The organism is Ekhidna sp. (assembly GCF_965228795.1).
Lineage (GTDB): Bacteria > Bacteroidota > Bacteroidia > Cytophagales > Cyclobacteriaceae > Ekhidna.
Genome location: NZ_OZ245839.1, coordinates 2,459,864 through 2,483,372, shown reverse-complemented (window position 1 = coordinate 2,483,372; position 23,509 = coordinate 2,459,864). Strand labels below are relative to the sequence as shown.

The window sequence follows — 23,509 nt, the reverse complement described above, 5'->3', positions numbered from 1 at the left end:
ATGAACATCGAACAGATATATACAGGATGCCTTGCACAAGGCGCTTATTTTATTGAAAGTGAAGGAGAAGCGGCTATCATTGATCCGTTGAGAGAGTCTGCTCCCTATTTGAAAAAAGCAGAGAAAGAAGGGGCTAAAATCAAGTATATTTTCGAAACGCACTTCCATGCGGATTTTGTATCCGGTCATGTGGATCTTGCAGAAAAGTCGGGAGGAACAATCGTATATGGACCTGGAGCAAACGCAACGTTTGATTTTCATGAAGCCCAGGATGGAGAGGTGTTCCAACTTGGAAAAATAAAGATAAAAGTGCTACACACTCCAGGGCATACCCTGGAAAGTACTACTTATTTATTGATAGATGAAGAAGGAAAAGAACATGCTATTTTCAGCGGAGATACACTGTTCATTGGAGACGTAGGTAGACCGGATCTTGCACAAAAAGGTGACCTTACACAGGATGATTTAGCCGGGATGTTGTATGAAAGTCTAAGATCCAAAATCATGACTTTGCCGGATGAGGTGATCGTATATCCGGCACATGGCGCAGGATCAGCCTGTGGTAAAAACATGAGTAAGGAAACATTTGATCTATTGGGTAATCAAAAGAAAACAAACTATGCGTTACGGGCAGACATGTCCAAAGAAGAATTTGTCAAAGAAGTGACCGATGGATTGTTGCCACCACCTCAATATTTTGCCCAAAATGTGGCTATGAATAAATCAGGAGCTGTAGCGCTTGATAAGGTGCTAGAAAAGGGAAATGTACCACTAGATGTTGAGACTTTCGAAGCAATGGCCAATCATGAAGGAGCTTTGGTATTAGATACACGACATCAAAAAGACTTTGTAAAAGGACATGTACCTAACTCGGTGTTCATTGGAATAGCCGGAGATTTTGCACCATGGGTAGGTGCCTTGATTCCAGATCTACAACAACCAATCGTATTTTTAGCAGATGAGGGCAGGGAAGAGGAAGTAGTCACTCGACTGTCACGCGTAGGCTATGACAATACCCTCGGATACTTAAAAGGAGGGATTGACGCATGGAAAAATGAAGAAAAAGAAGTGGCTACACTGGAGTCTATTTCAGCCGAATCTTTTGCAAAACAGTTCAAAGAAGGTAATCTGCATGTGATGGATGTAAGAAAACCGGGAGAGTTTGAAGGAGAGCACATCGAAGATGCCGAAAGCTTACCCCTGGATTATATCAGCGAAAATATGGACAAGGTGGATGAGAACAAACAATATCACATTCACTGTGCCGGAGGATATCGTTCAGTGATCGCAGCTTCTATTCTTAAATCCAGAGGATTTCATAACCTGGTGGATGTAGCAGGAGGATTTAAAGCGATTAAAGACACGGATATACCGACGACCGATTACGTATGTCCAACTACACAGAAGTAGACAAATAGTACATTTCCCCCTTAGGAGGGGGACAGGGGGAGGATTCTTCCTCCTCTTTACACTAAAAAATCAACGAATTTTATGGATTTTATCAATGAACCATGGCCCTGGTACGTGGCAGGGCCACTTATTGCCTTTATTATGTTAAGTCTGTTGCTGAGCGGTAAACGATTTGGGCTAAGCAGTAACCTGAGAAGTATGTGTGCGGTGATGGGTGCTGGCAAGCATTGCGAGTTTTTTGACTTTAACTGGCGAGCACAAAGCTGGAACCTGGTCTTTGTAGTAGGCCTCATCATAGGTGGTGCAATTGCCAACAATTATATGGGTGTTGATAGTGTGACCATTTCAAATACAACCATCAAAGAATTAACAAAAATGGGGTTTGAGAATCCGGGAGAAAGCTTGATTCCCAAAGAACTATTTAGTTGGGATAATCTGCTGACTTTTAAAGGGTTAATAGCTATTGTTTTAGGTGGATTTTTAGTTGGATTTGGAGCAAGATATGCCGGCGGTTGTACTTCAGGACACGCTATCAGTGGATTAAGCGATTTACAAAAACCTTCGTTGATTGCGGTCGTGGGATTCTTCATTGGAGGACTCCTTGTGACTTATCTGATAACACCGTATTTGTTAGCACTTTAAAAAAAGACGAATGAAATTTCTAAAATTTATATTCTTCGGAATCATTTTCGGTATCACGCTTTCAAAGGCAGAAGTCATTTCCTGGTATCGCATCTATGAGATGTTTCGATTCCAATCCTTTCATATGTATGGTGTAATTGGATCTTCCGTCGTAATGGGTATCATAATCATTCAAATAATCAAGCGAAAGCAGATTAAATCCATTGATGGAAGACTGATAGAGATAGAGCCAAAAGCTCGTGGCATTCAGAGATACTTATACGGAGGGATCATCTTTGGAATAGGATGGGCATTGACAGGAGCATGCCCGGGACCATTGTTTATTCTTGTTGGAAATGGAGTTGGTGTATTCATCATAGCCATTGCTTCTGCAACATTAGGAACCTATGTATATGGAAGAATAAAACATAGATTGCCGCATTGATTTGATAATTTTGCAGTCATGTTGCTAACGATCCTCTTACTGGCCACTTTGGTGGGTATCATTCTATTTGTGCGCTACATCTTTAAAGATGAGGGACCTCATCATCAATAGGTCTTTAGTCATCACTACGTGATTTACGTAATACCTGAAATCAGAAAATCCCTGACGTATTAAAAGATGCTATGATTCACTTTTGAGGAAACAACTCGAAGGATCTATGAAAGCACTACTTACATTCCTATTTGCAATTACATTTTCTGTTCAGGCATTTAGTAAAACGGACCCAGATAACAACGGTAATAAGCATGTGTATGAGGCTCAAAGAATAGCCTTAAAACTGCATCAGGTGTATAATCACTATAAAAACAAGGATATTGAAGCTTGTAAAGAAGGCATGCAACAGCTTTCATTTGAGCTTACCAAGAATATTGAGATAAAGGTTCAAACCAATGCAACTGTTGATAGTCTGGTGTTTGAAAACAATGAAATGCTACGTTGGGCATATTACAAATCAGTTGATCTTGGATACATACGAGACGTAGAAGCTACTATCGCTATCAAGCATCCCAAAAGTAAGTTGATTTTGGAGGAGTTGGCTCAATTGATTAAATCCAAGCACAGCGTTACAAATAGGGAAGAGGAAAGCGATTGGGAAACCATCAAACTCTCTGATCCAATAGGTGCAGACATTATTGACGATCGGTTTAAGATCTATACCGTTACAAAAATTGCCAGTCTATACACCTATGAAATCAGCGCCAATGGTGATTACCTCATGCTCAATATGAAAGAATCAGTGCCAAAAATCAAGGCAACCATTAACTATACATCCTCTAATGGTGTTGCTAACCAATAAAAGAAATTACTTGCTTAGGCGATTAGCGATGTGTTCTATGATGTAATCATTGCTATCAAAGTAAAAGATAATGTCCTGAGTACCACCCGAATTGATCAATTTATAGCCCATCACATTGTTACTAATAGCAGAGGTAAATCCACTACCTAGCTTAGTATTGATTGATTCGGTTCCCATTTCCATCATAATATCCTGAGGAAGCGCCTTGTTCAGTGGTAATTTTGTTAAACGCCACTTATTCTGATTTCTTGAAAATATTTTAAACTTCTCAATATCACCCATTACAGAGCCGGCTTGAGGATATAATAGAATAACCCTTACATAATCACCTTCAAGAGTAAACTCTAAACCGTAATCCGGATAGAACAGGGAAGTTAATGAAACATTCTTTTCGGAAACTTGGGAAATCAAAGCTGTCTTGCCAAGCCGGGCTTCAACATCTTCCAGCTTATCACCAATCTTCAATCCATTGAAATAACAGACACCATCTTTAATCAGAATATCATACGTATTACCAGTGACTTTACTTTCAAATTGGGCAGATGTGATTAATACAAAGCATAGCAGAACGGTAGCTGACAGAATCTTTTTCATGGTGTAGGTTGTGTTGTTATACGATTACTAAAATAATGTGATTGTCCCAAACTCAATGCCGTTTAGTTAAGACTTTCTTACCCTCACAGGAGCTAAAAGGGTTTCAATCAAATTGCTAATTTTCTTTAACTGAACGGTATTAAACTCAAATAATGCAATAAGCATATTTCAGATTAATCAAAACCAAAAGTGTTTCCTCCGCGATTTGAAAGATCAAATGAAACAAACTCGATAAGCTGATGCAGGGATTCGGTAGTTTTGCGCAAAACGCCACTCAATGAGCAACTTTGAACATCTGGATCTTTCCAATTCACTCAAACATGCATTGGAAGACTTGGGCTTTCATACGCCAACACCAATTCAGGTTCGCGCGTATGCTGCCATTCGGTCAGGGAAGGACCTGGTGGGGATCTCTCAGACCGGAACAGGGAAGACGTTTGCATATCTATTGCCGCTGCTCAGAGACTTAAAATATTCGAAAGAAGTACCTCCAAGGGTGTTGATCATTGTGCCTACAAGAGAATTGGTGGGGCAGGTAGTAGAGCAGATAGAATCATTAACTACCTACATGAATATCTGTGTGCTGGGTGTTCACGGGGGAAAGAATATCAATACCCAGAAACCGGCTGTGGTGGCCGGAATGGACGTATTGGTAGGTACTCCAGGACGTATTTATGATCTGGTTTTGCATAAATCTTTGTCCCTTAAAAGTGTAAAAAAAGTAGTCATTGATGAGGTAGATGTGCTACTGGACCTAGGTTTTCGCTTTCAACTAACCAACATCTTTGACATGCTGCCCAGGAAGCGCCAGCACATCATGTTTTCAGCGACTATGACCGAAGAAGTTGATGAGTTGATCGACGACTATTTCATTCAGCCAGAGAAAATTACCATTGCTCTAAGTGGCACGCCACTAGAGAACATCATACAGGTAGCTTATCAAGCTCCCAATTTTTATACGAAAGCAGAGCTGCTCAAACATCTGTTGGTCTCTGCTAAGGCTTTCCCTAAGGTATTGGTATTCGTTTCCAGCAAACGCAATGCAGATAGATTGTATGCGGAATTGGAAGAATTGTATGAAAAGGATCTGTGCATCATCCACAGCAACAAAAGTCAGAATTACCGTCAACGATCGCTGGAAGCATTTAATGAAGGGAAAAAACGTATTCTTATAGCTACAGACGTCATAGCACGTGGACTGGACCTTACAGACGTGAGCCATGTGGTCAATATGGATGTTCCGATTTATCCGGAAAACTACATGCACCGAATAGGTAGAACAGGTAGAGCAGAGAAAGAAGGCTCATCCATTTTACTGTACACCGAAAAAGAAACCGAACAGAAGACAGCTATTGAAGAGCTGATGAAGCTGACGATTGCTGAAGAACCATTTCCCGAAGAAGTAGAACGATCGAATGAACTGCTGCCAGAGGAGCGACCAAAAGATAAACAGAAGGAGCTTTCACACAAGCTCAGTCCGAAGGAAGCTAAGGGAGAATCTACACACGAGAAGAAAGACAAGAACAAGAAGGTAAACCTGGGAGGATCATACCGCCGCAAGCTGGCCAAGAAGTACAAGAAGCCATTGACACGTGGTGACAAGAATCAAAACCGTAAGAAACGGAAGTAATCCAGAGGTTGTAATTAATCCTAAATCAACACCATAGGGCAGTTTTCTTATTTTTATACTTAACATAATATAAATTATATAACAAAGCTGTTATTTATTACTGCGGCGCTGTTTGGCGATTATCTGTCAGCTTAGATTATATAATGATATTATGTTAACCAGCAGAGCTGGACTTTGACGTGCACGTTTCTGATTGATGATTTTTTTGGTGCAGTGCTCTTAGCAAGGTTGTTATATAATTAGACGTTATATTAAGTAGCCGCTCAGGCCAGCGCCTCAACCAGCCCTGTGCCGTGCCCTGATCCTGAGCGCCTAATAATTTTTCTTTTTGGCTAACCCGCAAAAGAGTTTTTCCCACCGCACACACAACAGATCCTGACTTCCTGATTGCTGAGAATCGAATATATGATTGGTCACGGACCATTGGTGCAGAATACGTTGAAATATGACGTTATAGAACGTCAGGAACACTTGTGTTTTCCCGATCCACTGGATCGTAGATCGATTAGCTCACAAATGATTGATTTGTTTTCGTATGGAGTTCGCTTGATGCCCTCATGCCGGGCAGGCAAATACTTTTGGCATTGGCCCAAAAGTATTCAAAAACCCTAGCCAAAATAATCACCTATCAGCCGCACAAAGTCCAGCCCACGCCCGGGTATTTTGGCAGGCCAACGCTCTATTTTACCATCCTCTGAGAGTATTTGCAGTTTCCACATTTTCTCTATGTGGTCGATCATTTATAGTTGGTGGTAGATGTATAACTGCTCTTAAGTTGTTAATGAAATTTTCACGGCCTCCGTCTAAGCCAATATTCTGTAATTCATCTAAAAGTGCAGTATTAGTTGATATGCTATAATCACCATTGAATTTAACAAGCCTTCTATCATATGACCTATGATGAATAGCGCAAAGAGCAATACCATTCGAAGTGTCATCAGTTCCATTATGTTCTACAGGAACTATGTGCGCAGCATCAATTAGTTTAAGTTGGATACCACAAAAAGCGCAACGATTGCTATATGCAGTTAGAATTCTATTTTTGAAGCTATTGTCTCTTACTTTCTTCTTTACACTAACTACAATTTCTCGTCTGTTTTCGGTTACGCTATTTAAGGTTTCTTCATTTATTTCCTCAGCTGACTCAACCACACTTTCTAATACTTTTAGATCATTATTGGAAGTTCCAAAACTGTGTAATTCATTTAAACTATCTATATAAGTAGTTAAGAAATCAGGTCTAATCGCTAAGGCTATTTCACTATTCCCTTTTTCCCAAGCGGAAATTCCATTCACATAACCATTTCTTAATGCTGATTCACGTATTTGTATTGATGGAGATGCTCCAAGGTGAATATTGTGATAATTAAAATCAAATCCAGCAAAAACACCTCCTTCTTCCCACCACCCTAAAATCATTACCTTCCCATTTCCTAAATTTTCAAATCTTTCGACACCAGTTATCTGTATTCTATATTCATCAGCCGCTCTTGCTGAGCCACCTCCATGTGTTAAATTCCAGATATATATAGTTAAATCATGGCTTACACCATTTTTAAAAATGCGGAGAATAAATGGATGAAAAGCCGGGTCATGGAGATACAATATATTCCACCCATCATCCGAAATTGCATTTATAATCAGATTTAATAAATCTTGTTTTCTGTGCTTTCTAAAAGACATTCGTTATTTGTTGATTTCTCCATTTGACGCGATAATTCATGGCCTAATATCTCTGCAAATAAAGGAGGAACAGCATTTCCAACTTGTCTCCATTGTTGCTCAATTGTACCTGCTAACTGCCAACTGTCAGGAAATGTCTGAATTCGTTTAACTTCTTCTATTCTTAAAATTCTATTTCTCCAATGGAACGGCCCCATATTATTAGATCTTCTTGCTTGAATAGTCCAAGAAGGCAAATTAGGATCTAATTTAAGGAGGAAAGACCAATATCGAGATCTCCATTTAAAAACAGGATTGCTGTATCCCCTTTTTTCAGTGAAATACAGATAATTATCTCCTGGCGGAACTTCTTTTAACAAATTGTGATGCTTACCTCCAGCAAAATGTCCTGTATCATCAGCATTTTCTTCTGTATCCAAATCATTCAGAACACTGCCGCAGGCTAGCCACTTCTTCTTGTAAAGTCCACCCTCTTTTGAATGAGTCTCCTCAGGAAATACAAATTTCTTACCCTTAATACCCACCATGATGAATCTTTGTCTGATTTGTGGAACTCCATAATCAGCAGTGTTAATTATTTTCCAGGAAATTTTATACCCAAGACTTTCAGCTGTACTGGTAATAAATTCAAATGCATCCTTATGAGACTTAAAGGTTATTCCTGCAACATTCTCAAAAATAAACGCCTTAGGCTGTAATAATTCAAGAGCTTTGAAATAGCTTGATATTGTAATTTCAGCGGTTGGATCATCCAAAGCACGAGGCATTTCTTTCCTATAAAATCGAGACTTTGAAAATGGTGGACATGGAGGGCCTCCTGCTAATAAATCAATATTTTCAAATGTCTCAGGGTTTTTCGTTTTTTCAATTTCTAGATAATCGAGAAAATCAATAACTGATCCAGAAAAAAACTTTGTATGAGGAAGATTTAAATCATACGTTTTTTGACATAAACTTTCAAGATCATTAGCATACAACGTACGAAATCCGGCATTTTCAAGTCCAAGATCTAAACCTCCACCACCAGAATAAAGACTAATTAGAGACCTTTTATTCATATCGCTATAAGACTTGAATTTTTACTTTCTATTTTATTTATCAGGGGCTGTAAACATCCACTTGCGATGTTTGAAGGTAATGCATTACCTATTTGCTTAACTCTATCTCTTCTTTTACCTGCAAAAACATAATTAGGTGGGAACCCTTGCAATACTGCCAGTTCAACAGTTCTAAGCCTCCTACTATCCCAATGAAATGGTCCCGTCCAAGGACCTGGATTCGCAGCAATTGTCCATGATACTTCTTCTGGATGTAGTTTCAATAGAAAATTCCAAAAGCGTGTTTCTGCTACAAAAGTCGGGTTTGGATGTCCAGCCCACTCTGTTAGTGCTTTATAATTCATGCCAGGAGGTATTTCTCTGAGATGGCGAGCCCATTTACCTTCAACAACTTCCTCTGGCTCAAAGTATTCATCAGTCTGAAAAGGTGATAGAACATCACCAGCTTTGAGATATGGTTTAAGACCATTTGACAAATCACTTAAGCTATCAGAATGTGTTTTAAGTGGTTCGGGAGGTACCTCTCCCTTTAGGCCTAAAAGTATAATTCTTTGACGTTTCTGAGCAAGTCCAAAATCTAATCCATTCACTTTACACAAACGGGTTTTAAAGCCTATACTTTCTACAGCATCTTTAAAATCAAAAAATGTTTGTTTATTTCTCGGATGAAGTATACTTGGTACATTTTCAAATAGGAACCCTTCAGGATTTGATTCTTCAATTAATCTAAAATACTCTTGAATTAAACTCCTTCTTTCATCCGGTTTAGCTTCAATGATGGCCTGAGGTTTTGCCATTTCAATACCTAATGACCTAGCTCTTCTATATTTTGAATCATTGCCTGGGTCAGTCCAATAGCTGGCTTTTGAAAATGGCTGGCATGGAGGACCTCCAACCATAATAAAAGGCTCATTTTTATTGAGATTAGCCTGTTCCCTAAGTTTCTTCCCATTAAGGGTAGCAACATCTTCACATAATACTTTACCAATATGATATTTAGAATTGGATTCCATGCTTTCACATGCTAGTTTGTCTATCTCAACCGAAAGCCTAAGATCTCCACCTGCATTTATTGCCCCTAAACCTAGACCACCTGCTCCCGCGAATAAATCAATAATCGGTATACTCATGCCTTTTTCATATGTTTAGATTCTTCAAAAATGGATAATGTTGATTGGCTAAAACTTTCAAATTTTAAGTTCAATTCTAGTGGTGAAATTATTTCAAGATTCTTACAACCAATTACCTGCAGCACTTGAATCAAGAATGCTGCTGAAAACGTGCCTCGACTTATTTTGCTATTTATACTAGATTTAGTTTCATGTACACCTATTTTATGTAATAGAGTTACAAGATCCTCTGCTTTTACATCTCTCTTAAGCATTTCTGACTTAATAAGTCGTTTAGCATATTTACTCCATGTATCCTCGGTCATAGCTACAAACATTTTCTCAAAAATGAGAATATACTCTCATATAAGCAAAAATATTTAGATATATGAATAACATTGGCGTTTCTCAACCAAACATTTCAATTATACTAATATATTTAGTTATAAACTAATATAATTAGTTTTTAGAATATAATTGCGTCAAAAAATTGCTCTAGTAATTATGTGAAGTCTTGATAAGATATTAATTGCCAATCCAAGAGTCACACACATTTGTCATCCGCTCAAATCCCATGCACAACCCAGGATGTCAAAAGAGTGCGTCTCTCCCACACTAAAGAAAAACTCTTTTCCCCCTCCTCTTAAAAGAAAAATGATTAGTCCCTCCCCTCAATCCCTAAGCTACATTAACATAACGCAAGCAATGTCGAACGGAATAACATTATATAACATCTATTGATTGTTCTACACAAACAAACGACCCATCATTTCATTAACTTGCGAACGTTTTCAAAAACAAGATCATTGATTATGTATGAGGCGAAAAATTCCAGAATCAACACTGCCAAAAATCATCCGCTCGCAATTGATTACTCCCGAAGGCATGGAGAAATTACGGGAAGAACATGATCACTTGTGGCGAGTTGAACGTCCGGACATTACTGCGAAGGTCTCATGGGCCGCAAGTTTGGGAGATCGTTCAGAAAATGCCGACTACCACTACAACAAAAAACGTCTTCGGGAAATTGATAGTCGCATTCGCTATCTGAGTAAATGTATTGACAACTTAAAAGTGGTTGACTACCACCCAAACCAAGAGGGAAAAGTGATGTTTGGTGCATGGGTAGAAATTAAAAACGAAGCGAAAGGTCTTCAAAAGCGATTTCGAATTGTAGGTTTCGAAGAGCTCATCGGTAACAAAAATTATATCTCCATGGACTCCCCCATGGCTAAAGCGCTGCTTAATAAAACTGTTGGAGATGAAGCGATAGTAAAAACCAAACTGGGTGATTTTGTATGGAAAATTCTAAAAATAGAGTACCAGAAGTAGTATAATCAAAATAGATCTTAGACTATAATTCAGGCACTTGAATAAACGTCATTTCTCAATCCTGTAGTAGAATCCTGGCTCGCATACTTTTTTCAGCCTCTTATTCCCTCGCAGGTTGCACTTCAACTTTGAAAGCACCGTAAATCTTTGCTTTCTTTACTACTATGAGCATATTCAATATAATCACGATCTTAATCATATTATCGGCGGTATTTGCCTTTATTAACGCCAGATTCCTAAAGCTTCCTTTCACCATTGGTTTAATGATCATTGCCATGGTTTTTACCTTAGGAATCACGATTCTCGGGCATTTTAATCCTTATGTGCTGGACGAAGCAAAATCCTTGATCCAATCGATCGATTTCGAGACGGTATTACTAGACATGATGCTTAGTTTCTTACTCTTTGCAGGCTCACTACATACTAAAGTTGATGCGCTAAAACGGCAAAGAGGTCCAATCGCTTTATTCGCTACAGTCGGTATTGTCATTTCTACTTTTTTGATTGGCACGATAATGTATTACTTGTTTTTAGCATTTAGCTATCCAATTAATTATGTCTATTGCCTGCTTTTTGGAGCGCTCATCTCTCCTACTGATCCGATTGCTGTTTTAGGGATTCTGAAGGAAGCAAATGCACCTAAAAAACTAGAAACAAAAATTGTAGGTGAATCACTGTTTAATGACGGTGTAGGAGTCGTTGTATTTATCGTTCTTTTTAAAATCGCTCAGGCAGGCATAGGCTCCATGGGCGTGGGAGCTATCAGTTTACTCTTCATAACTGAGGTAGCAGGTGGTGTTGTTTTGGGAATCGTTTCGGGATATATAGCCTATCAAAGCATGCGCGTGATTAATCACTACGAAACAGAAGTCATGATCACACTGGCACTCGTCATGGGTATTACAGGTATTGCGCTCTACCTCCATGTGTCAGCCCCATTAGCTGTAGTCGTTGCAGGACTTTTTCTGGGGTATAAAGGACCATCCATCGCCTGGTCCGAAAATACCCATCTATATGTCGAGAAATTTTGGGAGCTTATTGATGTTTTGCTTAATGCTATATTGTTTGTATTGATCGGATTGGAATTACTCATTATCACAATGAATAGTCAATACATTCTTTATGGCTTGCTAGCTATTCCAATAACATTGGTGGTTCGATTTGTAGCTCTGTCGGGACCGATTGCTTTGTTTAGAAATAAACTAGATTTTATACCCAAAACGAGCCTGATGATGACTTGGGGAGGTATTCGTGGCGGTATTTCTATTGCACTTGCCTTATCATTAGAAGCAAGCATGCAGCGAGAGTTGTTTCTCACCATAACCTATGTAATTGTGGTATTTTCCATCATAGGTCAGGGACTTACTATAGGTCCGCTGGTGAAAAGGGTGATTAAGAAATATACCTAAATCCAGTGTGTTTTGCTTACACATTTTTTAGACGTATCGATTCCGTTCATGTCACCGATGTGTTGAAAGAATTGCTGTGGTTAATTAATATAACCAAGAACATTTCTGGTCTGTGGTTCGATACGGCAGACCGATAACAATAGTAATGAAAGTTCCTTGCATGTAATTACAGCCCCTTAATGAACTGCTTATATTGATCGATTTTCAATATGCCCTTGAGCTTATTCCACAACACACGATTCTGAATCCTTTTAGGTAAGAATCGGCTTGCCAGCCAGATCTGGAGGGATTGATTTCCATAAATAATTCTGGGTTCCCCTCTTTGTATGCCACGGATGATTCTTTTAGCAAGCTTTTCCGGAGGAGTAGTGAGAAAGGCATCATCAAAATCACGATCTGGATCATCATTCAGTGCTGAGTCGGTAATGTTGGTCTTGATACCACCAGGGTGTACGGCATGAATACTGATGGGTGATTGATGGAATTCGACTGAAAGTGCCTCCGTAAGTCCTCTCACGGCAAACTTACTGGCACAGTAATCAGTAGCTCCGGGATATCCAATCAAACCGAAGACACTGGAAATATTAACTACAGCTCCTTCGTTGTTTGCTACCAGCTGTGGAAGAAAAGCTTTTGTTCCATACACCACACCATAAAAGTTAATATCCATTACCTTTTTATAAGCAGAAGTGGGCGTTGAATAGAAAGGCTCGGTGAAACCTGAAATTCCGGCATTGTTAATAATGACATGTGCATTGCTCCATTGATTTTTGATCGTTTCAGCAAAGTCAAACATCGCATGCTCATCGGAGACATCAAACACCTGACTGTATACCCGGTCTTGGTCATTCCTTTGAAGCATGGAGAGCGTCTCGGCCAGGCCTTCGTCATTGTAATCATTTAATGCCAGCCTGGCACCCTGTTTCTCAAATCCCAATGCTAATGCCCTTCCTATCCCGGATCCGGCACCTGTAATCACGACGATCTTATCGTTAAAGTTTTTCATCCATCACCTCCTTTACCGGTTCATGTTTACGGAATTTCAACACATTATCAGCTATGGATCCAAACCTGGTCGCCAGCATATCTACCAGGTAGCTCTGAAAGACACGCCATGGGCGCTTGCGTCCTTGCTTAGGTAAAACATCTTTGGCTCGCTGGATATAACCGGAATTAAGATTCAGCACGCTTTCATCAGATTCCATATCCTGTTTTTCAGGAACGACCACATCATACCCTTTGCTATCCATGTAGTTTAGCAGTTTGCATAGGTAGTTGGCCGTCAGATCAACTTTCAACGTCCACGAAGCATTCGTGTAGCCAAAGGAATAGATAAGGTTCGGTACGTCACTGACCATCATGCCCTTATAGATCATGGTTTCATTTACCTTGACAGGCTGATCATTGATGCTAACAGAAGCGCCACCCAGCAGCTGGATCTTTAACCCTGTGGCGAGCACAATGATATCCGCATCTATGGATTCTCCGGAATTTAATGTCACCCCTTTCTCAGTAAAATGCGAGATCTTATCGGTGGCAACAGCTGCCTTCCCGTCTTTAATTACGCTGAAAAGATCACCATCGGGTACCACACATAAGCGTTGATCCCATGGATTGTATGTTGGATTAAAATGTTTCTCCACCGGATACCCTTTTGGTAACTGTTTGGCAGCTTCCTTCATCAATGTCTTCTTCATCCACTTGGGAAAGAGCTTAGAAAGGTTAAAGGAAATCATCTGCAAAAGGATATTCGTCACCCGGGTGACCCGGTAGGCCCATCGTACGGGCAAAAACTTCTTCAGACCGATAAATACCTGATTCCTATTGGGAAGGTTCATCACATAGGTGGGTGATCGCTGCACCATGGTCACATGTTTAGCTCCACCTTCCACCAGGGCAGGTACAAGCGTCACTGCGGTAGCTCCACTACCAACAATCACGACTTTTTTATTTCGGTAGTCCAGGTCTTCCGGCCAGAATTGTGGAATAATCACTTTTCCCTTAAAATGTTCCTCCCCTTCAAAACGTGGACGATAGGCCTCTTTGTAATCATAATACCCGGTACAAATACTGAGAAACTTACAATTAAGCTGCTGATTTCCATTGGCAGTTTCGACCTCCAGTATCCAATGACCGGATGCATCGGACCAGTTAGCGCTCATCATTTTATGATTAAATAAAATATGCTCGTCAATGTCATTTTCGCTTATCGTCTCCTCCAGATAATTAAGAATCTTATCTCCACTGGACAGGGATTGCGGATCTGTCCATGGTTTGAAACGATAGCCGAAGGTGAACATATCGGAATCGGATCTAATGCCCGGATACTTAAATAAGGACCAGGTACCACCGATAGCACTTCTGGATTCAAGCATAACAAATGTTTTTGAGGGGCACTTTTTTTTCAGCCAGTATGCCGTGCCGATACCGGAAATACCTGCTCCTATGATAATGACATCATGAACCTTATGCATGTGGGATTTTAATAGCTAATTAGAATTTGGATTGATAATGCAAAGGATTAAGTTATAAATAAACCAGCGAATGATTATCATTTGCCTCATCGCTTTATCGGCCATTTATACGAGCACTTAATTAATCAATTCCTCTTAGCTAGTGCTAGAATGAGAAAAAGCAGTGAAAAGCATTCCAGGCCTACCCTGCCCCAGTGCCACTGACTCCAGGTAATCAATTCGTTTTTTAATTCAGTCGGAGAAAATGCAGATTGGTAAAACAACTCATTGGTTCCCTTGAAGTAGACGTAAAAGCAAGCAACAAATAGTATGGCCAATACTGCAGATATGAGAGCAAGACGAGAACCAGGCGCTTTGGTACGAACCATGTAAACAGACAAAGCAATAGGAATCACCGCTGCTATGATGGTCAGAATGGTGTAAAATCGACCGATTGAGAGCCCGAACGCTTGATAGTAGCTATAAAAGTCAGCCGCTGACAGTGATTGCCAGTAAGGAACCAAAAGAACGGCTTCAGTAATCTGGCTACCTAAAAAAATAGCAAACACGGCTACCAAAAAGTACATGAACTGTTTCTTCATAAACGTGAAAATAGTTGAGAAAATCGAAGTGAATTTAGCAAAACACAGGACATATTGGTCTACGCGACCTGGTGCGAGGTTACGGTAACGAGCAGACCCTGATGTAATTATTTTAGCATGAGTATGTGGCTATTCCTGAGGTCTGAGGTTCTCAATCACCTGTGCGTCCACCCAATAAGGCTTTCCTACCCAATTTTCACTTCCATCTTCTTTAATTTCCCACTGTCCCCTCGTGAAAAACAGGTATTTTCCATCGTCTGACACGCGTGCACCACTCTCACTTAATGATGAGTTGATCTTATCTCCCATATTCATTGCAGGGAGCCAGGAACCATCTTTGTCTCTAAAACTGATGTAGATATCAGATCCACCATATCCGTCTTCCCTTCTGACATCCCATATCAAATAAGATTCATCTTTAGCAATATAGGGATGGGCAATCCATGTCCCAGTATTGATCTCCTTATCTAATTTTTGGCGAGGTTCATATGTGCCGTTTATGAGTCGGGAATAACTGATAGCTCCAACTGTATCAGGTTTTCCATTTTCATCAAATGCTATTTCATCAAAGTAAGCAGTTCCATTATCAGAAAACGATAGCCCCATAATGTGCTTATCCGAAAAAGGGGCTCCAAGACTTTTGTATTCCGACCAACCAGTGTCGGTCAAAATTCTATATTTATTTCCACGATATATGGTATCTCCTGATGCAGAGAATTTGGGCCATTTTATGTCGGTTTCAGTCTCATTCTGCCATCTACCATTTTCATATCGAATAACAAAAGAGGTTCGTTCCTGATACTTTCCGTTTTTTCTGGTGAAGTAGTACTCCCTCCCATCTGGGGAAAAGCTGCCTCCTTCAAAAAGTCCCTCCGGAGAGACAATTTCAGGTTCAAAAAGTTGAGGAATTAAGCCTGGTGGCGTTTCTCCAAAGTAGTCCGAAGAGGGTTTATCTAATTCTGAAAGCCATCCTACACTGCGAACTGCCATTCTCGGAAATGCAGTTTGATGATCGCCTGACATCTCTTCATGGGTGACCAGAAAAGTCTTGTCATTCTTGTTTTCAAGAATAGCGACAAATTCTTTCACATATTCCCTTAACTCCTGCTCCTTGGAACCATTGGTAATGAAGACATTCGCCTTTAAGTCTTTATCTGCAATTAGCTCTGTGAGTAGCGAGATATCTCTTCGCAATGATGGACTTCCGATTAAGTAGTTCTTAAAGGTCTCAGGTCTGGACGATAAAATATAGGCTCCAAATAAACCACTCGCTGAGTATCCGAAATAGGTGCTGTTTTGAGGGTCGGCTTGGTAGTTCTCTTCAATATACGGTATGACATTTTTACGAATGAATTCCAGATGATTGCCTGCTTGACCTAATTGGTATTTGGCTTGAATTTCCGGATTGCTATGTGGTCGCACTGTGTAATCGCGGAATCTGCTTACATGGGCCCCTCTTTCTTCCAGCAGGTCTTTATCGATATCCTTTTGCCAGGATATGCCAACTAAAATGGCATCTTCCAAAATGTATTCAGCAGAACCTGACAGCATTTCTAGATGCCATACCGCATCCGCATAGTAGATAACCGGATGTTTTTTGCGCTCGCTTTCCGAATACTTTTCAGGTAATTTTATGTACAATTCATATTGTCTGTCATTTTGAGTGTCCTTAATAGGAATCACCTTTATGTTGGGTAATTCAAAATTGGGGCTTTGCTGATGCTCCTCACTACCCCTTTCCTGAGCGAGTAAGCTGCTTAAGGATGCGATGATCGTAAACGAGAAAATGAACAGGTTTTTGGCTCTCCAGGTGTTCAATATTTTGAGTAAATAGGTCATGGGTTTTGATTCAGTTTTGCATGTATACTTCAATCTATTGATGAGAGTTGTTGATCTGCTTCGTTTAACTTGTGAACTGCTCTATATCTGAATGAACTGCTCAAAACCAACTGGAAAAGCCCGTGATATCAGGTTAATTTGCTTGTTTAAAACATAGTTATCCGAGAAAAGAATTAATAAGAAATACTACAAGAAACCTCCCGCTGTGGTGGATCGTCCCAAGGAGGGATTGTCCCCTTGAGGGGACTCAAATGCTATTAAGTTAAGGTCATACTGAACTCGTTTCAGTATCTATGTATGATTGTTCACCCTTTTAAAAGTAGATTCTGAAACAAGTTCAGAATGACTTTGAGCAGAGAAAACCCTTAACTTAATAGCATTGGAGGAGGACTGTAGGAGGTGTTTAGAAATTTTCAAAAATGCCCTTAAATCCGTCAAATGACTGTATTTTAAAGCCAAGTTAAAATGAATTTGAGGTCACTTCCATCCTTACTTTTAATAGGTATTTTGTTGCTGGCCACTTCCTGCGTGCAAGCGCCTGAAGTTTTCAAGGAACAGCGTACGGTATTTAAAGTAGGTGATAACCCAACCTGGGCGAAGAAGGTCTTGAATGATAGCAATTGGGAAAGAAGGATAAATCTCATTCCGGAAGGTGAGATTTTCTGGTCCAGAACCCGAATTGATATTTTGAAATCCCCAGAGAAACTTAGACCCTACGGCCTTCAAATAGATGCCTATGGGGAATATGAAATTTTTTGGGATGGAGTGTTGATTGGAAAAAATGGGAATCCCGGACAAGAGGCAGAAAATCCTCCTGAAGGAGAATTGTGGATTACGTATAGCATCCCTACGCATCTGGCGACCGAAGGCGAACATGTGCTGGCCTTGCGATTGAGTAATTACTATTTTCCGGATCATGTAGGGCATTATGAACTCGAGATTGCTGATTATGAGGATTTGCTGGCCAACATGCTCATTGAAACTTCATATATGCACGTCTTCGCAGGAGCTTTTCTCATCGTATCCATCTACTTTCTTTTTCTATTCCTCAACAATAGAAAAGAATATCCAACACTCATTTTTAGTGTTTGTTGCTTTCTCATTTTTGCACTTGTGCTAACTGTATTTAGTAAAGATTACATCTCCATACATTACAGTGTGCACGTCATAAGATTACAAATCCTTAACTCATTTTTATTGGGCATTTCCTTTTTGATTCCATACTACTTCTCCATACAATTTCCCTACTCAAGGCGAAGATTGTTATTAATTCTATACGCGGCATTACTCATTATCTTTTGGTTTATGGGTAATCATGCTTTTGATTTCAAAACAGTTAGCATGGTAGTGAGTATGTGGATTTTCTCCTTTGGCATAGTAGCATACGGAGCTTATAAAAATGCAAGGGGAGCGCGCCTCGTTCTTGTGACCTTACTTTTGTCGGTTGTGGTATTTCTTGCCTCCGGATTTGTCATTAGTATGTACACTGGGTTGGGACTTATTCTACTAGGTATGCTGTATCTACTCGCATTGAACATCAAAGAACAGCGATTGGCATATGAAAACACATTGGTTCAATCTACTCGCTTGCGTTTGGAACTGTTAAAAAAGAACATTCAACCTCATTTCCTGATGAATACCCTAACTTCATTGATCGACTGGGTAGAAGAATCACCAAAGAAAGGTGTTCAATTCATTGAGGCATTAGCCAAAGAGTTCGACCTTTTTAATAAGATTGAAAATGAAACCTTGATCCCCATTTCTCAGGAAATAGCGCTTTGTCAAACACACCTTGAGATCATGGAATACCGGAAAGAAATAGACTATTCATGGGAAGAAGAAGGTATCGACCCAGATCAAAAAATACCTCCAGCCATTCTTCATACACTCCTTGAAAACGGAATTACACACAGTCTGCCCTTAGCAGACAACAGCATCAAGTTTAAATTGATTTTCGAATCGAGCCGCGAGTACAAGATTTACACTTTTCTGACATTCGCTGCTCGTACTGAGCAAGGAAAGAATACCAAAAAGGAAGGTACCGGGTTGAAGTACATAAAGGCCAGATTGACAGAAAGCTATGGTTATAAATGGGAACTTACTTCTGAGCAGGCGGATCATGGTTGGAGAAATGTTATTAAGGTTTATTCCTCTGCTAAATACACCCCTAAATCCCCTAAAGGGGACTTGTTAAATGATTGATGAATATGTACCTAAATTCACTGAAGTAGATTTTTTGAGCTCCCCTTTAGGGATTGCAGGTAGATTAATGAACGAAATCCTCCAATGCAAATGAACATTTTAATCGTTGAGGACGAAACCAGAATTGCCAAGAGAATAGAGCGAATAACTCGGGATATTTTAGGCAATTCCCTACAATCGCTCACCCATATCAACACGCTGAGTGAAGCTTTAACATTCATTGAAAACAACTCACTGGATCTCGTTCTGCTCGATCTGAATCTCAACGGAGATGATGGGTTTGACCTGCTCAGCACGGCGGTAGCTGAATCATTTCACACCATTATTATTTCAGCTAACAAAGATCAGGCACTTGTTGCTTTTGAATATGGTGTCCTAGATTTTGTCCCAAAGCCTTTCAATCAAGAGAGACTGGAACAGGCTTTTAATCGAGTCTTGGCAAAAGAGAAGATCGAAACCAATTCAGTTAAATACCTGGCTGTGAAAAGAAGACACCAAATACAACTAATACCGATTAAGGATGTCCTGTATATCAAAGGGGCTGGTGCCTATACCGAGCTATTCCTTACTAACGGAGGCAAAGAACTACATGATAAGTCACTTGAAAAGCTGGAACAGCTATTATCAAATACTTTTGAACGTATCCACAAATCATACTTGGTAAAGATGTCTGAGGTAAAAGAGATTATTGTGAAGTCTGGGAGCAAATACATGGCCGAATTAAAGAATGGAGAATTGATTCCTGTTGGCAGAACAAGGTACAAGGAGTTGAAGGCGAAGTGGGTGTAATCGCCTGCCGTAAGAGGTCGAATCAGAACTCCGGTGAATTGATGATCACAATTGCCACCATCCTTCCGTTTTAGATAGCCATTCAATATATGCTTAAAACTAGGTTTGTTGTAAGAGTTATCTTATGACGGTGACATATCTCTATTGATCTACCTTATTACGTATGCGACGAATGTCAAACTAGATAATAAGCAATAAATCCTTTTTCATCTATCAAATTTTTATTAACTTATTGATAATCAAATAGATCGTATGTTTTGAACTATTAGTCTCACACACTTAACTACTACTATTATGAAATCACTACTCACCCTATTCCTTTGTGTTTTATGTAACATCACCATTTATGCGCAATTAATTAATAAAAGGTTTTTTCTATCCCTCCTATTTATACCCATACTTTTTACTGCATACGTCCAGACGGTCAAAGTTGTAGGCATGGGGCAGTTAAATGGTGGTGGAATATTTGCTGTTAATCCTGATGGTAGCAATCCTGAGAATTGGGTTGATTTGAGTGTTGCAAAAACTCCCCTTTATACACGACTCATAGAAAGTAATAATAGACTATGGGGTATGTCTAAAGAGGGAGGTAAGTACGGGTTAGGAACAGTTTTCAGTGTTAATTCTAACGGAGAGGATTTAAGAGTACACCACAGTTTTGAAACTGTGGAAGTGGATGGTGTAGAAATAGGTGGTGAGCCAACGGGTAGTCTAATTGAAAGTAATGGAAAATTATGGGGGATGGATTCATATAATTTTGGTAGTATTTTCACAATAGATACTGATGGAACCAATTTTCAAGTTGTCTTATCTTTTTCTGACATTGAAGGGTCTACTCCAAATGGTAGTTTATTTGAAAATAATGGGGTTTTATGGGGTATGACTACTAAAGGAGGATCAGGTAGCGGAACAATTTTCACAATCAATCCAGAAAACTTAGAAACAACTACCGTACACACTTTTGACAATACCAATGGGCAAAAACCAATTGGAAATTTGATATCCAGTAATGAGAAATTATGGGGAATGACAAGCGAGGGAGGATCGAATGATTTAGGGGTGATCTTCACCCTTAATCTAGATGGGTCTAATTTCACCAAAGTACATGACTTTGATGAAACAAATGGTTCGAATCCTTTCGGCACACTAATAGAAAGCAATGGTAAATTATGGGGGATGACAACAGAAGGTGGTTCAGGTTATGGTGTCATCTTTTCCTTAGAACCAAATGGATCCAATTTCAAGAAAGAACACAGTTTCAACCTTACAAATGGAGCTTATGGTTTTGGCGATCTTATTGAAAGTAATGGAAAGCTTTGGGGTCTTTTACGGGCTGGTGGAGAAAATGATGATGGAGTTCTTTTCAGTATTGATTCCGATGGATCTAATTTTCTGGTTCATCACCATTTCAATTTTTCAGAAGATGGATCAGATCCATATGGTAGTCTAACTCTATCTGGTGATAAACTATGGGGAATAACGTCCCTAGGTGGCCGAATCTTTACTATAGAAAATGACGGCTCTTCTTTTAAGATAGTTAAAAATCTAGAAGACAATGTATATGGCAGTTTCCCAAACGGAAGCTTGTTGCATCATGAAGGTATGCTTTGGGGAATGACTAGCCAAGGTGGTGTCCATGGATATGGAACAATATTTAAAATGAATTATGGGGGAAAAGATTTTGTGGTAGTTCATGATTTTGATGGTAGTAATGGAAGTCACCCTTTCGGTAACCTAGTTGAAAATAATGGAGAGCTATGGGGGATGACATCAAGTGGGGGATCTGAAGGAAAAGGAGTCATCTTTAGCTTTAATATTGATGATGAAGAATTTAATAAACTTCACGATTTCAATGAAGGAAGAAGTCCAAGAGGAAACCTTACTTTATTTGATGACCAGCTTTGGGGCATGACAAGATTTGGAGGATCGAATGATGGCGGAACGTTATTTACCATCAATGCAGATGGCACTGACTTTACCATAGTTCACAATTTTCAATCAAATAGTGAGCCAGAAGGTGATGTCACTGCGAGCAATGGAAAAATATATGGAGCAACTACCGGTGGTGCTGGAATATTTGGAACTTTATTCTCCATAAATTCAGATGGAACAGATTTTAATACCATTCATCTCTTCAATTCTTCAGACGGTAACCATCCAGTTGGCAAACTTCTGTATAGTAATGGGAAATTATGGGGAATGACATCTCAAGGAGGCTCATTTAATGTTGGAGTTGTTTTCAATATAGAAGGTGATGGCACAAATTTTACGATAGCTCATCATTTCAACACCTCTTCATCTAGAGCTCCACAAGGTAGTTTAGTTGAATATGATAGTAAATTTTGGGGATTGACTAGTGGAGGAAATGGATCATTGTTTCATATGGATAACGACGGAAATAATTGGTCAAGATTGATAGATCTTGAGGAAACTGGAGCTCGACAGCCTTTCGGGAGCCCTACCATAATTGAAATTACAAGAGCCGATCCTGTGATAACTTTTAGTGTTGATGATTTTGTATATGGAGATGAAAACTACATGTTAACAGCTTCGTCCACAAATAGTGATGAACCCATTTCATTCATTTCCTCCGATCCAGCTGTTATTGATATTGTTGATGAGAATATGGTTTCTATAGTTGCAGCAGGCACGGTTACTTTAACAGCCTCTCAAGAACAAAATGATTATTTCAATGCTCAAACCGAAGATGTAGAGGTTAATGTGGAAAAGGCGAGCCTTTCTGCAATTGCAGATGACCAACAAAAGACATATGGACAACAAAATCCTTCACTCACTATTTCTTATGAAGGTTTTGTAAATAACGATAATGAAGATGAATTAGACACTGAACCAACTGCCTCGACTTCTGCTACGGAATCAAGCAATGTTGGAAACTATACAATTGAAGTTTCTGAGGAAACCGACAATAACTATGCTATTACTCCTGTTAGCGGTCAACTTACGGTTAGTTCAGCGCCCCTCACCGCTAAAGCTGATGATAAAACCATTATTGAAGGTGACCCAATTCCAGAATTAACCATTTCTTATGAAGGTTTTGTTCTTAATGATGGAGTAGAGGATATTGAAGAACCCTCCATTTCAACTGAAGCTACATCATCAAGTGAGCCCGGAACTTATGATATTGTGTTATCATCAGGCACTGCGAATAACTATATCTTGACACTGATCAATGGCACATTAACCATTATGCAAGCATTGGGTATTCATAATGGGATAGAATTAACAGTATACCCGAATCCGATTACCAGTGGTTTTAAGATTAAATATCCTACTGGAGGAATTGAGTCCGTAAGTCTTTTTAGCCTGGATGGAAGAGAAATTAAGAGATGGAAACCTTTGGAGACATACTCAATTTCCGAACTGGAAGTGGGCATTTATACATTAGTGATTAGATTACAGCATAGCAAAACAATCACTGAGACAATTTTGAAAGAGTAATTAGCTAGGCTCCTATGG

General features: G+C 39.5%; 19 protein-coding genes. 10 read left to right on the top strand and 9 right to left on the bottom strand.

Annotated elements, in window-relative coordinates:
• From ACQK2H_RS11030 to ACQK2H_RS11015, 4 genes are all read left to right on the top strand, one after another.
• Nucleotides 1-1,410: an MBL fold metallo-hydrolase gene (locus tag ACQK2H_RS11030; RefSeq protein WP_425391498.1), complete on the top strand. Its 1,410-nt coding sequence runs from the start codon at nt 1-3 to the stop codon at nt 1,408-1,410.
• Nucleotides 1,411-1,491: 81 nt separating this feature from the next.
• Nucleotides 1,492-2,052 carry a YeeE/YedE family protein gene (locus ACQK2H_RS11025; RefSeq protein ID WP_425391497.1) on the top strand — a complete coding sequence of 187 codons (561 nt, stop codon included), beginning with the start codon at nt 1,492-1,494 and terminating at the stop codon, nt 2,050-2,052.
• 10 nt (nt 2,053-2,062) lie between these two features.
• A complete protein-coding gene (locus tag ACQK2H_RS11020; RefSeq protein WP_425391496.1) occupies nt 2,063-2,476 on the top strand; it encodes a DUF6691 family protein in 414 nt (137 codons plus the stop codon).
• Between the two features lie 217 nt (nt 2,477-2,693).
• Nucleotides 2,694-3,332 (top strand): hypothetical protein, encoded by a 639-nt coding sequence (locus tag ACQK2H_RS11015; protein WP_425391495.1) that lies wholly within the window; start codon nt 2,694-2,696, stop codon nt 3,330-3,332.
• Nucleotides 3,333-3,338: 6 nt separating this feature from the next.
• Here the strand turns inward: ACQK2H_RS11015 and ACQK2H_RS11010 are convergent, their stop codons facing one another.
• A complete protein-coding gene (locus tag ACQK2H_RS11010) occupies nt 3,339-3,926 on the bottom strand; it encodes a hypothetical protein (protein ID WP_425391494.1) in 588 nt (195 codons plus the stop codon).
• 277 nt (nt 3,927-4,203) lie between these two features.
• Between ACQK2H_RS11010 and ACQK2H_RS11005 the strand changes: the two genes are divergently transcribed.
• On the top strand, nt 4,204-5,556 hold the full coding sequence (locus ACQK2H_RS11005; protein ID WP_425391493.1) for a DEAD/DEAH box helicase: 1,353 nt from the start codon (nt 4,204-4,206) through the stop codon (nt 5,554-5,556).
• 684 nt (nt 5,557-6,240) lie between these two features.
• On the opposite strand, the gene ACQK2H_RS11000 is transcribed toward ACQK2H_RS11005, so the two are convergent.
• Genes ACQK2H_RS11000 through ACQK2H_RS10985 form a run of 4 tightly spaced genes read right to left on the bottom strand, consistent with a single transcriptional unit; the run spans nt 6,241 to nt 9,732 of the window.
• Nucleotides 6,241-7,239 carry an HNH endonuclease gene (locus ACQK2H_RS11000; protein ID WP_425391492.1) on the bottom strand — a complete coding sequence of 333 codons (999 nt, stop codon included), beginning with the start codon at nt 7,237-7,239 and terminating at the stop codon, nt 6,241-6,243.
• Nucleotides 7,203-8,297 (bottom strand): DNA cytosine methyltransferase, encoded by a 1,095-nt coding sequence (locus ACQK2H_RS10995; RefSeq protein WP_425391491.1) that lies wholly within the window; start codon nt 8,295-8,297, stop codon nt 7,203-7,205. The genes ACQK2H_RS11000 and ACQK2H_RS10995 overlap by 37 nt, the downstream gene beginning before the upstream one ends.
• Nucleotides 8,294-9,427: a DNA cytosine methyltransferase gene (locus ACQK2H_RS10990; RefSeq protein WP_425391490.1), complete on the bottom strand. Its 1,134-nt coding sequence runs from the start codon at nt 9,425-9,427 to the stop codon at nt 8,294-8,296. Before ACQK2H_RS10990 ends, ACQK2H_RS10995 begins: the two co-directional genes overlap by 4 nt.
• Entirely contained in the window at nt 9,424-9,732 is a 309-nt protein-coding gene (locus ACQK2H_RS10985; RefSeq protein ID WP_425391489.1) for a DUF6471 domain-containing protein, read from the bottom strand. Before ACQK2H_RS10985 ends, ACQK2H_RS10990 begins: the two co-directional genes overlap by 4 nt.
• Before the next feature lie 490 nt (nt 9,733-10,222).
• Here ACQK2H_RS10985 and greB point away from each other — a divergent pair, with 490 nt between their 5' ends.
• Both greB and ACQK2H_RS10975 read left to right on the top strand, forming a co-directional pair.
• A complete protein-coding gene (gene greB, locus ACQK2H_RS10980; protein WP_425391488.1) occupies nt 10,223-10,738 on the top strand; it encodes a transcription elongation factor GreB in 516 nt (171 codons plus the stop codon).
• Between the two features lie 164 nt (nt 10,739-10,902).
• Nucleotides 10,903-12,147 (top strand): cation:proton antiporter, encoded by a 1,245-nt coding sequence (locus tag ACQK2H_RS10975; protein WP_425391487.1) that lies wholly within the window; start codon nt 10,903-10,905, stop codon nt 12,145-12,147.
• Nucleotides 12,148-12,313: 166 nt separating this feature from the next.
• On the opposite strand, the gene ACQK2H_RS10970 is transcribed toward ACQK2H_RS10975, so the two are convergent.
• From ACQK2H_RS10970 to ACQK2H_RS10955, 4 genes are all read right to left on the bottom strand, one after another.
• Nucleotides 12,314-13,153 carry an SDR family NAD(P)-dependent oxidoreductase gene (locus tag ACQK2H_RS10970; protein WP_425391486.1) on the bottom strand — a complete coding sequence of 280 codons (840 nt, stop codon included), beginning with the start codon at nt 13,151-13,153 and terminating at the stop codon, nt 12,314-12,316.
• On the bottom strand, nt 13,140-14,621 hold the full coding sequence (locus ACQK2H_RS10965; protein ID WP_425391485.1) for a flavin-containing monooxygenase: 1,482 nt from the start codon (nt 14,619-14,621) through the stop codon (nt 13,140-13,142). Before ACQK2H_RS10965 ends, ACQK2H_RS10970 begins: the two co-directional genes overlap by 14 nt.
• A 125-nt stretch (nt 14,622-14,746) precedes the next feature.
• Nucleotides 14,747-15,202, bottom strand: coding sequence for a hypothetical protein (locus ACQK2H_RS10960; protein ID WP_425391484.1), 456 nt, complete (start codon nt 15,200-15,202; stop codon nt 14,747-14,749).
• A 129-nt stretch (nt 15,203-15,331) separates the two neighbouring features.
• Nucleotides 15,332-17,041 (bottom strand): alpha/beta hydrolase-fold protein, encoded by a 1,710-nt coding sequence (locus ACQK2H_RS10955; RefSeq protein ID WP_425391483.1) that lies wholly within the window; start codon nt 17,039-17,041, stop codon nt 15,332-15,334.
• A gap of 465 nt (nt 17,042-17,506) precedes the next feature.
• Between ACQK2H_RS10955 and ACQK2H_RS10950 the strand changes: the two genes are divergently transcribed.
• From ACQK2H_RS10950 to ACQK2H_RS10940, 3 genes are all read left to right on the top strand, one after another.
• Nucleotides 17,507-19,243, top strand: coding sequence for a histidine kinase (locus ACQK2H_RS10950; protein WP_425391482.1), 1,737 nt, complete (start codon nt 17,507-17,509; stop codon nt 19,241-19,243).
• A gap of 90 nt (nt 19,244-19,333) precedes the next feature.
• The gene (locus ACQK2H_RS10945) at nt 19,334-20,032 is read left to right on the top strand and encodes a LytR/AlgR family response regulator transcription factor (RefSeq protein WP_425391481.1); all 699 of its coding nucleotides are present in this window, start codon (nt 19,334-19,336) and stop codon (nt 20,030-20,032) included.
• Between the two features lie 294 nt (nt 20,033-20,326).
• On the top strand, nt 20,327-23,491 hold the full coding sequence (locus ACQK2H_RS10940) for a choice-of-anchor tandem repeat GloVer-containing protein (RefSeq protein ID WP_425391480.1): 3,165 nt from the start codon (nt 20,327-20,329) through the stop codon (nt 23,489-23,491).
• Nucleotides 23,492-23,509: the final 18 nt, after the last annotated feature.

Bases quoted from the DNA above. Each gene is read 5' to 3' on its own strand.
- ACQK2H_RS11030 (WP_425391498.1), top strand. From the start codon at position 1: ATGAACATCGAACAGATATATACAGGATGCCTTGCACAAGGCGCTTAT.
- ACQK2H_RS11025 (WP_425391497.1), top strand. From the start codon at position 1,492: ATGGATTTTATCAATGAACCATGGCCCTGGTACGTGGCAGGGCCACTT.
- ACQK2H_RS11020 (WP_425391496.1), top strand. From the start codon at position 2,063: ATGAAATTTCTAAAATTTATATTCTTCGGAATCATTTTCGGTATCACG.
- ACQK2H_RS11015 (WP_425391495.1), top strand. From the start codon at position 2,694: ATGAAAGCACTACTTACATTCCTATTTGCAATTACATTTTCTGTTCAG.
- ACQK2H_RS11010 (WP_425391494.1), bottom strand. From the start codon at position 3,926: ATGAAAAAGATTCTGTCAGCTACCGTTCTGCTATGCTTTGTATTAATC.
- ACQK2H_RS11005 (WP_425391493.1), top strand. From the start codon at position 4,204: ATGAGCAACTTTGAACATCTGGATCTTTCCAATTCACTCAAACATGCA.
- ACQK2H_RS11000 (WP_425391492.1), bottom strand. From the start codon at position 7,239: ATGTCTTTTAGAAAGCACAGAAAACAAGATTTATTAAATCTGATTATA.
- ACQK2H_RS10995 (WP_425391491.1), bottom strand. From the start codon at position 8,297: ATGAATAAAAGGTCTCTAATTAGTCTTTATTCTGGTGGTGGAGGTTTA.
- ACQK2H_RS10990 (WP_425391490.1), bottom strand. From the start codon at position 9,427: ATGAGTATACCGATTATTGATTTATTCGCGGGAGCAGGTGGTCTAGGT.
- ACQK2H_RS10985 (WP_425391489.1), bottom strand. From the start codon at position 9,732: ATGACCGAGGATACATGGAGTAAATATGCTAAACGACTTATTAAGTCA.
- greB (WP_425391488.1), top strand. From the start codon at position 10,223: ATGAGGCGAAAAATTCCAGAATCAACACTGCCAAAAATCATCCGCTCG.
- ACQK2H_RS10975 (WP_425391487.1), top strand. From the start codon at position 10,903: ATGAGCATATTCAATATAATCACGATCTTAATCATATTATCGGCGGTA.
- ACQK2H_RS10970 (WP_425391486.1), bottom strand. From the start codon at position 13,153: ATGAAAAACTTTAACGATAAGATCGTCGTGATTACAGGTGCCGGATCC.
- ACQK2H_RS10965 (WP_425391485.1), bottom strand. From the start codon at position 14,621: ATGCATAAGGTTCATGATGTCATTATCATAGGAGCAGGTATTTCCGGT.
- ACQK2H_RS10960 (WP_425391484.1), bottom strand. From the start codon at position 15,202: ATGAAGAAACAGTTCATGTACTTTTTGGTAGCCGTGTTTGCTATTTTT.
- ACQK2H_RS10955 (WP_425391483.1), bottom strand. From the start codon at position 17,041: ATGACCTATTTACTCAAAATATTGAACACCTGGAGAGCCAAAAACCTG.
- ACQK2H_RS10950 (WP_425391482.1), top strand. From the start codon at position 17,507: ATGAATTTGAGGTCACTTCCATCCTTACTTTTAATAGGTATTTTGTTG.
- ACQK2H_RS10945 (WP_425391481.1), top strand. From the start codon at position 19,334: ATGAACATTTTAATCGTTGAGGACGAAACCAGAATTGCCAAGAGAATA.
- ACQK2H_RS10940 (WP_425391480.1), top strand. From the start codon at position 20,327: ATGAAATCACTACTCACCCTATTCCTTTGTGTTTTATGTAACATCACC.